This is a genomic window from Nocardiopsis sp. TRM 82005, from assembly GCF_056312425.1.
On record NZ_JBWDTQ010000021.1, the window covers coordinates 39,717 to 51,712 of the forward strand.

Genomic DNA, 11,996 nt, shown 5'->3' on the forward strand with positions numbered 1-11,996 from the left:
GGCTCCCACCCCCGGGTCCGCGCCGTTGGCCGCGCCTCACGATGACAGGTCGCGTGTGCCCCTGGGCGCGGCGGTGGACTGCCGCAGGATGAGCTGCGTGGGCATCTCCGCGTGTACGTCGCCGCGCGCGGTTCCGTTGAGGATGCCCACGGTGAGCCGTCCCGCGGCCAGTCCGGTGTCGTAGGGCGCTTGGTCGACGGTGGTCAGGTCCAGCACCGCCGCGGCCTCGTGGTTGTCGAACCCCATGAGTGAGAGGGAGTCGGGCACGCGCACGCCGGAACGGCGCAGCGTGCGGTACGCGCCCAGCGCGATGGTGTCGAACTCGGCGAGCACGGCCGTGGGCGGGTCGTGGTCCGACAGCAGCTCGCCCATGGCGAGACCGCCGCCCTCGTGCCCGGGCGACCTGACCACACTCCACGGGGACAGCCCCGCGTCGGCCATGGCGGACTCGTACCCCTCCAGCCGGTGCCGTGAGCTGGTGCTGAACCACGCCTCGGTCCGCGAACCGATATAGGCCACGCGCGTGTGCCCCAGGTTGAGCAGGTGCCGGGTGGCCCCGGACGCGCCCTCCCGGTCGTCTATGTACACGCTGGCCCGCCGCGGTACGCGCTGACCCACCAGCACCACCGGCACGCCCACGTCGTCCAGCCGGTGGCACTCCTCCTCGGACAGGTCCATGGAGACGGTGACCACGGCGTCGGTGTTGCGCCGTAGCGGCAGCGCGCGCGTCCATCCCCGGCGGGCACGGGTCTCGCCGACCTGGTAGACGAGCATGTCCAGATCGGCCTCGCGCAGGGCGTCACTGATCCCGGCCAGGGCCACGCCGAAGTACCACGGCTGTAGGAAGGGCACGATCACCGCGACCCGCCCGGTGCGCCCGGTGACCAGTCCGGAGGCGTTTCGCGAGACCACGTAGGAGAGTTCGTCCGCGGCGCGCTGGACACGCTGTCTGACCTCGGGGGCGACCCCGGGTGCGGCGCGCAGTACGCGGGAGACCGTCGAGAGGGAGACCCCCGCGCGATCGGCGACGTCCCGCATGCTCGCGGGTTGGCTGGGCATGTTGTCCACGGTAGGAGTGTGACCCTGGTTATGGCAACGTTTTCATAGGGGCAATCCAGTCATTTGCCGCTCTTCGCCCGTATGGCGTACAAGAACGCAGAACCTCTGTTGACTAGGTCACATCTTCGGTGGCATCGTTTGCGCACAACCTCGGGGGACGATCCAGGACACACTCGATGCCGCGCGCCAGGGCGTCCGCCCGGCGCGGAAGGAGAGAGTCATGCCAGTGCTTCCACGCCATAAGAGGTATGCGGTACGCGCTTGCGCTGCCGGCCTCGCCGCTCTGGGCCTCACCCTGGCCACCGCGTGCGGCGAGCCCCCGGGGGAGGAGGGCGCGGGAGAGGGGGGCGAGTCCGCCGGCCTCGCTGACGACCCGCAGTTCGTCTGGGCCGTCACCGGAGCCGACCGCCAGATCCACGAGGACGTCGCCCGCCTGTGGAACGAGAACAACCCCGAGAAGCAGGTCGAGGTCTTCTTCCTGGCACCCACCGCGGACGAACAGCGCCAGGCCATGTTCCAGGACCTGCAAAACCAGGCCGGGGAGTTCGACGTCCTCGGGCTCGACGTCATCTGGACCGGTGAGTTCGCCGAGTTCGGCTACATCGAGAGCCTGGAGGACATGCGGGGAGAGGTCGAGGGCGTCAGCCTCGAGGGCGCCGTCGACAGCGCCCAGTGGCAGCAGGAGCTCTACGCGCTGCCCTACTCCTCCAACGGCGCGTTCCTCTACTACCGCACCGACCTCGTCGAGGAGCCTCCCACCACGTGGGACGAGCTCTATGAGACCGGCATGGAGGCCGCCGAGGAGGCGGGCATCTCCGCCTACGTCGGTCAGGGCGACCAGTACGAGGGCTTCGTCGTCAACTACCTGGAGCTGTTCTGGTCCGCGAACGGCAAGCTGTTCGACGACTCCCAGGAGCGGAGCACCTTCCTGGAGGGCGACGCCGCCACCACCGCCCTGGACTTCATGACCGAGGCCTATGACAGCGGCTTCTACGCCGACGGCTTCGATTCCATGGTCGAGGACGACGCGCGCGCCCTGTTCCAGGCTGGCGAGGCCGTCTACATGCGCAACTGGCCCTACGCCGTCCCGCTGGTGGCGGGTGAGGGCGACGAGGAGAGCGCGGTCGCCGACGACTTCGCCGTGGCTCCGCTGCCCACCTTCAGCGGTGAGGGCACCACCAGCGCCCTGGGCGGGCTCAACAACGCGGTGAGCACCCTGAGCGAGAACAAGGAACTCGCCCGCGAGTTCACCTTGTGGGCCGCCACCGACCCCGAGGCTCAGGACATCCTGGCCCGGAACAGCCTGCCGCCGACCATGCTCAGCACCTACGAGGACGCGGAGGACCCCAACTTCGAGATGCTCGGCGAGATCCTCTCGCAGGCACAGGCCCGTCCGCCGGTGCCCGGCTACAACTCGCTGTCACTGGCCGTCCAGGACAACCTGCACCCGGCGTTCCGGGGCCAGGAGGAGGCCGGCCCGGCCCTCGAAGCGGTGGACCAGGCGGCCGACGACGCGCTCGAACAAGAGTAGGGACGATGGCGACGACCCAGAGAGTCCGTGTGAGCAGGGGTCTGGGCGAGCGTGCGATGGGGCGGATCTTCCTCGCCCCGTCGTTCGCCTTCATGGCCGTGATCGCGCTCTTTCCGGTGTTCTACGCGATCGGGATGAGCCTCTACGACATCAGGGGGTTTCGCCAGGAGTTCACGGGGGTCGACAACTACGTACGGGTCGTGACCGATTCCGGCTTCTTCAGCGCCGTCTGGAACACCCTGGTGTTCACGGTCGCTTCGGTGTCGCTGGAGTTCCTCATCGGGATGGCCTTCGCGTTGATCATGCACCAGGCGTTCGTCGGACGGGGCCTGACCCGTGCGGTCATCCTGATCCCGTGGGTCATCCCGACCGCCGTGGCCGCGCAGGTGTGGCGGTACATGTTCGACCGCAACCCGGGCTTTGTGAACTCCCTCCTGGGTACGGACATCAACTGGCTGCGCGACCCGTCCTGGGCGATGGTGGGCATCATCAGCGCCGACGTGTGGAAGACCGCGCCGTTCGTGGCCCTACTGCTGCTGGCGGGCCTGCAAACCATCCCGAAGGACTACTACGAGGCCGCCAAGGTGGACGGGGCCAACGCGTTGCAGCGGTTCTGGACCATCACCATGCCGCTGCTGCGTCCGGCGATCGTCGTGGCCCTGCTGTTTCGCACGGTGGACGCACTGCGCATGTTCGACTTCGCCTACGTGTTCACCGGCTACTCGAACTCGCTGGCCACCCTGTCGGTCTACGCGCAGCGCTACCTGGTCCGCGACCCGGACCTGGGCTACGCCAACGCGCTGTCCACGGTCACGTTCGTCATCGTCATGGTCGTCGGCCTGACCTTCATCAGCCGGATGGGGCGCCACATGGTCGGTGACGTGGCGCGGAAGGAGAAGTGATGGCGGCCGAGACGGTGAGGCCCGGCAGGCCGGTTCACAAGCCGCGCCGACGGATGCACCCGGCGGTGGGCAACGCGCTCAAGCTCCTCGGCCTGGCCGTGGTGCTGATGTGGTGCCTGTTCCCGTTCCTGTGGATGGGTATGACCAGCCTGCGGTCGGGTTCGGCGGCGATCACCGATCCGAACATCCTTCACGGGCCGTTCGACCTCAGCAACTACCGGGAGGTCTTCACCCAGGGATTCCAGTTCGCGCTGCGCAACTCGCTGATCGTGGCGTCGGTGACCACGCTGATCTGTATCCCGGTGGCCTCGCTCACGGGCTACGCGCTGGCCCGGCTGCCGCTGGCGGGCAAGTTCGCGATCCTGGCCGCCACCCTGGTCGCGACGCTGTTCCCGCCGGTGGCCCTGGTCAATCCGCTGTACCAGATGTACCTGAGGCTCAACGAGTGGACCGGGATCAGCCTGCTCAACTCCTACGTGGGCATGATCATCCCCTACGTGGCGCTGACCCTGCCGCTGGCCATCTTCATCCTCACCACGTTCTTCGCGGGCATCCCCCGGGAGATCGAGGAGTCGGCGAAGGTGGACGGGGCCACCCCGTTCCAGGCCTTCCTGCGCGTCGTGGCGCCGCTGGCGGCGCCGGGTGTGGGCGCGGCGGCCATCCTGACCTTCGTGTACGCCACCAACGAGTTCCTGCTGGCCTTCTCCTTCGCGCCCAACGACCTCAACGTGCAGACCGTCCCGGTCTTCGTGGGCACCTTCCAGCGGGTCGGCTACGAGAACCCGATCGGGCAGATCATGGCCGCGTCCGTGCTGGTCTCGGTTCCGCTGATCCTCTTCGCCCTGCTCCTACAGCGCAGGATCGTGGCGGGCCTGACATCGGGCGCCGTCAAGGGCTGATGGAGGGACCGGAGGGAGACGGGCCGGGCCCCGGGGCGGGTGCGCCTCGGGGCCCGGCGTCTCCGGGCACCCGACCCGGGTCTCAGTCCAAGCAGGACCGGATCACCCGGAGTACCTGCTCACGCGGCTCGACGATCTCCGGGCGGGTGATACCGCGCATGATGAGTCCGTCGGCGTAGGCCGTCAGGGTGCGCGAGGCCGTGTCCGGGTCGGCGGCGCCCAGGTCGGCGAGTATCCGTGACGTCCAGCCGTGGACGAGTTCGGAGCCCCGAGCCAGCGAGGCGCGCACCTCGGGGTTGTGGACGCCCTCCATGGCCAGGGTGTAGCGGGCGACGGTGAGGGCGCGGTCGGTCGTGGTCGCCGCGGTCACGAAGCCGATCGCGGCGTCGGCCAGGTGCTCGACGTCTCCCAGGGCGGCGTCGTAGAGGGCCGCCCAGATCTCCCTGTCCTTCTCCTCCAGCCGTTCGACCACCCCGCGCACCAGTGCCGCACGGGTGCGGAAGTGGTTGGAGGTCGACCCCCGGGGCAGCCCCGCCGCGGTGTCCACCCTCCCGTGTGTGAGTGCGTGCAGCCCCTGGTCGCCCAGCAGGGAGAGCGCGGCGTCGAGGGCTCGGGTCCTGTTCTGCGACATCGGTCCACTATATTCGTAGTGACATGTAACTACGAACGTAGTAGCGTGTCGGGCATGAGAGGAAGAGCGTTGGTCGTCGGAGGGGGCGTCGCCGGACTCGCGGCGGCCCACGGACTGCTGCGCGCGGGCTGGGAGGTGGAAGTCCGCGAACGCAGGGACTCGCCGCCCGACATCGGCGGGGCACTGGGCATGTGGCGCGGGAGCATGGCCGCGCTCGACCGGCTCGGCCTCGGGGAGCGCATCCGCGAACACGCCGAGCGGCCCACCAGAGGTGTGATCGCGGACCCCTCCGGACGCGCCCTGGTCTCGGGTGGCCAGAAGCGGGCTGAGGTCCGTCTCATCTCCCGGTCGTCCCTGCTGGCCGTGCTCGTCGAGGGGCTCCCCGACGGCCTCGTGCGCTGGAACACGCCCGTGACCGGAGCCGAGGTCCGCGACGCCGGGGGCTTCGACGCGGTGGTGGGCGCCGACGGTATCCACAGCCTCGTTCGCGGCACCGTCCTTCCCGGATCCCCCGGCCCCCGCCCGCTCGGTACGGTCGCCTACCGGGGCGCGGTCCCCGGACGGGTGGACCTGGCCAACGAGACGTGGGGCAGGGGGATGCTCTTCGGGATCACTCCGATGGACGCCCGCACCACCAACTGGTTCGCCGCCCTCCGTACGGAACTCCTCCACGGCAGGAAGGAACAGGACCGCGTGGACCTGCTGCGCGAGCTGTACGGCGGCTGGCACCCCGCGGTCACCCGCGTCCTGGACGCCCTGCCCGGAACCGGGGTGGACCGGCGCGAGCTGTACGACCTCCCCGCCCCGGCGAGCTACGTTCACGGCCGCCACGTGGTCATAGGCGACGCCGCGCACGCCATGGCGCCCAACCTGGGGCGCGGTGCCTGCGAGTCGGTCATCGACGCTGTCGCCCTCGCCGACGCGCTCGGCGCCGAGGCCACCGTCGGGAGCGCTCTGGCCCGTTACGACCGCCAGCGACGCGGACCCACCCGCCGTATCCTCCGAGCCTCCCGCGCCCTCAACCGGGCGAGCACGGCCGTCCGCCTCCACGAGCCGAGAGACCGCCTGGCGCGTGTCCTCGGCCACCTCCTCTGAGCGGGCCGTCCGTGACCGGGCGGGGTCCTCCGTCAGCCGCTCCCGTGTCCGGACGGGCCCTGCACGTCCTCAGTCCCCACGCGTCTCCAGCAGGTCCTGTCCCGTCCGGTACAGCTCCACCAGCAGCGGGCGCAGCAGCAGGCCCCGGGAGGTCAGCGAGTACGTGGTACGGGTCGGGAACCCGGTGGTCTCCCGGCGCTCCGCCAGTCCCTGGTCCGTCAGGGTCCGCAGCCGGTCGGACAGCACCTTGTCACTCAACCGGGGCAGCGCCCGGCGCAACTGGCCGTAGGAGTGCGGGCCGTGCATCAGCTCGCGCAGCACCAGCGTCGTCCACCGGCCCGAGACCGCTGCCAGAGCGGCCTCCACCGGGCAGGTCAGCGTGGGCGCACACGTCTCTCCCCGCCCGTCCGGAACCAGTTCACGGTCCCATCCGCCACTCACCGCTTGGTGAGCCGCAGGAGGGCCTGGTTGGCTGTGGCCATGAGCGATCGGAAATCGGGGCATGAGGACATACTGTCCCTCACCACCGAGGCGGCGGAACACCCGCACGTGTTCGCCAGCGCCTTCAATTCCGGTGACCCAGACCTGGTCGAGAGGGTCTACGAGGAGGACGGCGTCCTCGTCCTGGACCCCGGGAACCCGCTGACCGGGACGGCCCGGCGGGAGGCCAACGCCAACCTGATGAGCCTGGGCGTGCCCATCCGCGTCACTCCCCGGCACGTCCACGTGGCGGACGACATCGCCCTCCTCACCGTGGACTGGGTCATCCGGGGCACCGGGAACGAGGGGCGGGAGGTCGACATCCGGGGAACCGCGACCGATGTGGCCCGGCGGGGCGCTGACGGCTTGTGGCGCTACGTCGTCGACAGGCCCGTTCGGTACCGTCAAGCACCCGGCGGCGACGTAGGCGGGACGCGTCGGTCGGCCGCCGGCCCGGCGGCCGACTCGGCCTCCACCGCGGTCAGCGGCGCGTGACGTCGCTCCCGTCCAGGTCGGCGACGTCCTTGCCCATCAGCTCCGCGGTGATCTGTAGCTCCGCCAGCGTCGCGCGCAGCACGTGTTCCACACCCGCCGCACCGTCCACGGCCAATCCGTACACCCAGGGCCTTCCCAGCAGCACCGCCTCGGCGCCCAGCGCCATCGCCACGGCCGCGTCCGAGCCCGAGCGCACACCCGAGTCGAACAGCACCGTGGCCCGGCCGCCGACCGCCTCCACCACCTCGGGCAGGGCGTCCAGGGCCGCCACAGCGTTGTCGACCTGCCGCCCGCCGTGGTTGCTGACCACGATCCCGTCCACGCCCGCCGCGACCAGATCGGCTGCCTCGTCCCCGCGCACGACGCCCTTGACCAGCACCGGAAGGTCCGTCCACCGGCGGATGCGGGCGATGTTGTCGGTGCTCAGCGACCTGCTGGCGAACGCGCCCAGGAAGTGGAACACCGCCTCGGTGAAGACCCCGCCGGGCTCCGGGTCGGCCTTCAGGCGCCCACGGAACTCCGGGTCGCTGAAGTAGTTCGCCGTGCCCTGGCTGCGCAGGAACGGCAGGTGACCCAGCGCCAGGTCGCGCGGGCGCCAGCCCAGACGCCTGGTGTCTGAGGTGACGACGATCGCCTTGGCCCCGGCCGCCGTCGCCCGCCGTACGAACGACTCGGCCAGGGCATCGTCGCTGGGCCAGTACAACTGGTACCACCACGAGTCGACCGCCTCGGCGACCTCCTCCATCGGCGTGGACGCGGCCGTGGACAGCACCATCGGCACCCCCAGTGCGTTGGCTCCCCCGGCCACGGCCAGTTCCGCCTCCTCGTGCACCTGCTCCAGCACCCCGATCGGCGCGGTCAGCAGCGGGGTGGGGTAGCGCTCCCCGAACAGGGTGACCCCCAGGTCGCCGGACTCCTCGGAGCCCGGCCGCAGGGTGCGCGGGCGCAACGCGTAACGGGCGAACGCGTCCACGTTGGCCCGGGCGGTGCGCTCCCGTCCGGCACCACCCTCCACGTAGCCGAACGGCCCCGGATCCATGGTCCTCTCGGCCAGGTCGCGCAGGTCGTCGTGGTGGTAGGGCAGCCGGGGCAGACTGCCGTTGGTCGCGTCGGCGTAGACGCCGTCCTGGTACTGGGCGAAGTCGGTCATGGATACCTCGTGGGCGCCGAAGCGCCGGATACGGGCGCCGAGGGGCACGGCGCAGGGGGCGGAGGGCGGACGGGGCCGCGGCCGGGAGGGGCGGGCCCTTCCGGGATGGTCCACGGCCGTCGAGCCGTTCGCGCCGACCGGCTCTGGCCGGATGCTACCGCGCGGTCACGTGACCGGGGTCACCCGGCCCTGCTCCGTGCGGTCGTCCCGCCCGTCCGCCCTCGGAGCCCGGTCCCCGGACTCGGCGATGTGCAGTGCCGCGACCAGTTCCCGGTACAGGTCGTCGCGCTCCATCAGTTCCTGGTGCGTGCCGCTGTCCCGTACCCGCCCGTTCTCCATCAACGCGATGGTGTCGGCGTGGATCACAGTGGACAGCCGGTGCGCGACGGTCACCACGGCCGCCCGGTCCGCGTGGTCGCGCACGCTCTCGGTGATGGCGGCCTCGGTGATCGCGTCCACCTGCGAGGTGGCCTCGTCCAGCAGCAGCACGTCGGGCGAGCGCAGCAGGGCCCGGGCCAGGGCGATCCGCTGGCGCTGGCCCCCGGAGAAGGACGTGGCCTCCAGCGGGGTGTCCAGCCCTTTCTCCAGAGCGCAGATCTTCTCGGTCAACCGGACCTGGTCCAGAACCCGGAGCACCTCCTCCTCGGTGGCGGAGGGGCGGCTGAACAGCAGGTTCTCCCGGATGGTGCCGGGGATGACCGGGGTGTCCTGCTCCACGTAGGCGAAGCGGCCGCGTACCTGCCCCGGCGTGAGCTCGCGGTAGGGGGTCCCCTCCAGGAGCAGCTGGCCCTCCTCTGGTTCGAGGAAGCGCAGCAGCAGTGAGAACACTGTGGTCTTGCCCGCGCCGGAGGGGCCGACGATCGCGGTGTGACCGCGCCGGGGGACGGCCAGGTCCACCCGGTCCAGCGCGGACTCGGCGCCGGGCGCGTACCGGGCGGTGACCTCGCGCAGCTCCAACAGCGCGTCATCACGGCCGCTGCCCGGCCCGCTTGACGGAACGGGTGTGCCGGGTCCGTCGGAGGAGGGTTCGAGCGGGAGGGCCTCCACCTCGCGGATGCGCTTGGCCGCGGCGATACCCGACTGGAGCGTGGTGACGCTCTGGGAGAGCTCCGTCACGGGGCCCATGAGGGTGAAGGCGTAGAGCAGGAACGCGACGAGGGTGGAGACCTCGATGGCGCCGGAGGTCACCCGCAGCGCGCCCACGACCAGGATGGCGATGATGGCGAGCTGGACACCGCTGAAGGCCACCGTCCAGGCGACCGCCTGGCGGCGCACCGAGCGCACGCCGTGCCGCGCGGACTCCTGGGCGTGCTCCAGGATCTGGCTGCCCAGCCGCTCCTCGGCGCGGCTGACCTTGACCGTGCGGATCGCACGCAGTGCCCCGTCGAGCACGCCGCCCATCAGACCCAGGGAGTTCTGCGCCCGCTCCTGAGCCTTGGCCAGGGAGGGCATCAGGGTCAGGAACAGGACGGTGACGACGAGCACCCCGACGAAGGTGACGGCGAGCAGGAACAGGTCCAACACGCCCATCATGACCAGCGTCCCCACCAGCAGCACGCCGCCGTTGACGAGGCTGATGACGCTGCTGGAGGCGGCCTCGCGCAGGAGCACCGTGTCGGAGGTGGCCCGGGTGACCAGCTCACCGGAGGAGCGGTGCGACAGCGGGATGAGCGCGGCGCGGAAGTAGCGGCGCACGAGGGAGGTGCGTGCGTCCAGCACCACCTTCTCGGCAACGGTGCCCAGGAGGATCCAGTGCCACAGGCCGAACACCGTGCCCAACAAGAACAGGACCAGCAGCAGTGTGACCGGTCCGCGAAGGCCGCCCGCGCCGGAAACGGTGTCCAGGACCAGCTTGATCACCATCGGGTTGGCGAGTTCGAGTGCCGAGCCGACCAGTGCCAGGAGCAGGCCCAGAGCCAGCTTGCGCCGGTGCGGGCGTACGAACGACCACAGCACCCGGAGCTGGGCGAAGCGGGGGTCAGTTGCGACCGGTGAAGGGTCAGTATCTGATCTTGATGGCTCAGTCATGATTCAGAGTAGGTCATAGTTGACCGATTAATGTCAACCAAATACCGACAACCCTAGAATGAGGGCATGGTGAAGAGCGCTCCCTCAGAGGAAGAGACGAGGACCCGGGCCAGGACCCGCCGCGCGATCCTCGAAGCGGCGGTGGCGGTGCTCGGCGAGAACTCCTCGGCCCCCCTGTCCCAGGTGGCAGAGGCCGCAGGTGTGGCACGCAGCACGCTCCAGCGCTACTTCGCCGAACGCGCCGACCTGGTCTGCGCCCTCGGTGAGTACGCCGAGGAGCTCATCAACGAGGCCACCGGACGGGCGCGCACCACCGAGGGCACGGGGCTGGAGGCCTTCCGGAGGCTCGTTCCCGAGTACTTCGGGCTTGAGAAGGTGGTCATGCTCGGGTTCGGGAACGAGGACCCCTGGTACGAGGTGTCCCAGGACGAGTGCGGTGCCGCGGACCTCGCCCTGTACGCCCTCGTCGAACGCGGCCACGCCGACGGCAGTATCGACCCCGGGGTGTCGCCGATATGGGTGCAGCAGCTCATGTGGGCCGGGATCTACGCCGCGTGGACCTACGTGCACGCCGCTCGCGCGTCCGCGTACGAGGCCCTCAACATGTGCGTGTACTCGCTGGTCAAGGCGGTCGCGAGTCCTCCGCGAGACGACGGGCGCGCCTGATCCGGGGCGGTGCGTGCAGAGGTGGGGAGCCCGCCGGGACGAGGTGCCCGGCGGGACGGAGGGAACTACAGGTACAGGCCGGTCCGGCCCTGCTCCGGGGCCTCGTTGGCGACGGCGTGCGCGTCGTGTTCACGCAGGATCACGTAGTGCTCGCCGTTCAGTTCGACCTCCCCCTGTTCCTTGGGGTCGAAGAGCACGCGGTCCCCGGCTTTCACATGGCGGGTACTGGTCCCGGCGCCGTAGACCTCACCCCACTCGAGCCTGGTGGCCAACCTGACCGTGTCCGGGACGACCAGGCCGGCATTGCTGTGCCGCTCGCTCTTGTCCGGTACCGCCTTCACTAGTAGGCGGTCGTGGAGCATCTGGATTTCAAGCTTTGATTCGGGCACTACTCCAGGGTATTCGGCCCGAGAGCGGCCACCGCACGTCCACCCGCCGGTCCCGAAGTCGCGACCCACCGCCGATCTCCGGTACAGTGAGTGCATCGCCGTTCGGGGAAACCGTTCGGCATACCAGGGGCTATGGCGCAGTCGGTAGCGCGCCTCCATGGCATGGAGGAGGTCTGGGGTTCGAATCCCCATAGCTCCACTCGACTCCGAGACGATCCTGCTCGCGCGTGACCGCGCTCGCCGGGTCGTCTCGTCGTTTCTTCTGGGGGGCGACCCTCGTGCCGCTCGGACTGCGGCCGTCGCGCTTCACGGCACGATCTTCGCCTTCCCGGGACGGGCCCGAGTAACGTCCCGTCAGATCCACGAGTGGGCCCGTGTGGTCGGTCGCAGGGCGACCTTCCCCGCGGGCCCGACGTCTTCCGGGGCCGGGCGCCCCGCACGAGAACGGTGTGCGGGGTACCCGACATCCCCGCCTGGTCATCCCACCCTTCCGAATCCGGTAGGATCGAACCGTTGCCGCAAGGCACACGGGGCTATGGCGCAGTCGGTAGCGCGCCTCCATGGCATGGAGGAGGTCTGGGGTTCGAATCCCCATAGCTCCACTCGACTCCGAGGCGATCCTGCTCGCGCGTGACCGCGCTCGCCGGGTCGTCTCGTCGTTTCTCCCGGGG

12 protein-coding genes and 2 tRNA genes are annotated in these 11,996 nt (G+C 70.2%); 8 read left to right on the top strand and 6 right to left on the bottom strand.

All coding sequences use genetic code 11. The annotated features are described in order from the left end of the window. Nucleotides 1-36: 36 nt before the first annotated feature. Nucleotides 37-1,059, bottom strand: a complete 1,023-nt coding sequence (locus tag AC0T5L_RS17300) for a LacI family DNA-binding transcriptional regulator (RefSeq protein WP_476166530.1) — start codon at nucleotides 1,057-1,059, stop codon at nucleotides 37-39. A 220-nt stretch (nucleotides 1,060-1,279) separates the two neighbouring features. On the opposite strand from AC0T5L_RS17300, the gene AC0T5L_RS17305 reads away from it, so the two are divergent. From AC0T5L_RS17305 to AC0T5L_RS17315, 3 genes are read left to right on the top strand one after another with little or no spacing between them, the layout of a single operon-like run. Next, on the top strand, nucleotides 1,280-2,590 hold the full coding sequence (locus AC0T5L_RS17305; RefSeq protein ID WP_476166531.1) for an ABC transporter substrate-binding protein: 1,311 nt from the start codon (nucleotides 1,280-1,282) through the stop codon (nucleotides 2,588-2,590). Between the two features lie 56 nt (nucleotides 2,591-2,646). Next, complete coding sequence (locus tag AC0T5L_RS17310; protein WP_476166630.1) at nucleotides 2,647-3,492, top strand: carbohydrate ABC transporter permease; 846 nt, start codon at nucleotides 2,647-2,649, stop codon at nucleotides 3,490-3,492. Then, complete coding sequence (locus AC0T5L_RS17315; RefSeq protein ID WP_476166532.1) at nucleotides 3,492-4,391, top strand: carbohydrate ABC transporter permease; 900 nt, start codon at nucleotides 3,492-3,494, stop codon at nucleotides 4,389-4,391. Before AC0T5L_RS17310 ends, AC0T5L_RS17315 begins: the two co-directional genes overlap by 1 nt. Nucleotides 4,392-4,473: 82 nt before the next feature. Here AC0T5L_RS17315 and AC0T5L_RS17320 read toward each other — a convergent pair whose 3' ends face one another. Continuing rightward, nucleotides 4,474-5,022, bottom strand: a complete 549-nt coding sequence (locus AC0T5L_RS17320; RefSeq protein WP_476166533.1) for a TetR/AcrR family transcriptional regulator — start codon at nucleotides 5,020-5,022, stop codon at nucleotides 4,474-4,476. A gap of 54 nt (nucleotides 5,023-5,076) precedes the next feature. Between AC0T5L_RS17320 and AC0T5L_RS17325 the strand changes: the two genes are divergently transcribed. Next, complete coding sequence (locus AC0T5L_RS17325; protein WP_476166534.1) at nucleotides 5,077-6,117, top strand: FAD-dependent monooxygenase; 1,041 nt, start codon at nucleotides 5,077-5,079, stop codon at nucleotides 6,115-6,117. Nucleotides 6,118-6,186: 69 nt separating this feature from the next. Here the strand turns inward: AC0T5L_RS17325 and AC0T5L_RS17330 are convergent, their stop codons facing one another. Continuing rightward, on the bottom strand, nucleotides 6,187-6,558 hold the full coding sequence (locus tag AC0T5L_RS17330) for a winged helix-turn-helix transcriptional regulator (protein WP_476166535.1): 372 nt from the start codon (nucleotides 6,556-6,558) through the stop codon (nucleotides 6,187-6,189). Between the two features lie 39 nt (nucleotides 6,559-6,597). On the opposite strand from AC0T5L_RS17330, the gene AC0T5L_RS17335 reads away from it, so the two are divergent. Continuing rightward, complete coding sequence (locus tag AC0T5L_RS17335) at nucleotides 6,598-7,092, top strand: YybH family protein (protein ID WP_476166536.1); 495 nt, start codon at nucleotides 6,598-6,600, stop codon at nucleotides 7,090-7,092. Here AC0T5L_RS17335 and AC0T5L_RS17340 read toward each other — a convergent pair. Both AC0T5L_RS17340 and AC0T5L_RS17345 read right to left on the bottom strand, forming a co-directional pair. Then, entirely contained in the window at nucleotides 7,079-8,242 is a 1,164-nt protein-coding gene (locus AC0T5L_RS17340) for an alpha-hydroxy-acid oxidizing protein (RefSeq protein WP_476166537.1), read from the bottom strand. The two genes, AC0T5L_RS17335 and AC0T5L_RS17340, sit on opposite strands and share 14 nt — an antisense overlap. Nucleotides 8,243-8,407: 165 nt before the next feature. Beyond that, complete coding sequence (locus AC0T5L_RS17345; RefSeq protein ID WP_476166631.1) at nucleotides 8,408-10,198, bottom strand: ABC transporter ATP-binding protein; 1,791 nt, start codon at nucleotides 10,196-10,198, stop codon at nucleotides 8,408-8,410. Between the two features lie 138 nt (nucleotides 10,199-10,336). Between AC0T5L_RS17345 and AC0T5L_RS17350 the strand changes: the two genes are divergently transcribed. Next, nucleotides 10,337-10,936, top strand: coding sequence for a TetR/AcrR family transcriptional regulator (locus AC0T5L_RS17350; protein ID WP_476166538.1), 600 nt, complete (start codon nucleotides 10,337-10,339; stop codon nucleotides 10,934-10,936). 65 nt (nucleotides 10,937-11,001) lie between these two features. On the opposite strand, the gene AC0T5L_RS17355 is transcribed toward AC0T5L_RS17350, so the two are convergent. Then, nucleotides 11,002-11,298, bottom strand: coding sequence for a GroES family chaperonin (locus AC0T5L_RS17355; RefSeq protein ID WP_476166632.1), 297 nt, complete (start codon nucleotides 11,296-11,298; stop codon nucleotides 11,002-11,004). A 153-nt stretch (nucleotides 11,299-11,451) separates the two neighbouring features. Between AC0T5L_RS17355 and AC0T5L_RS17360 the strand changes: the two genes are divergently transcribed. Both AC0T5L_RS17360 and AC0T5L_RS17365 read left to right on the top strand, forming a co-directional pair. Further along, a tRNA-Ala gene (locus AC0T5L_RS17360) sits at nucleotides 11,452-11,524 on the top strand. A 330-nt stretch (nucleotides 11,525-11,854) separates the two neighbouring features. Further along, nucleotides 11,855-11,927 (top strand) — tRNA-Ala (locus AC0T5L_RS17365). The last annotated feature ends 69 nt before the right edge of the window (nucleotides 11,928-11,996 follow it).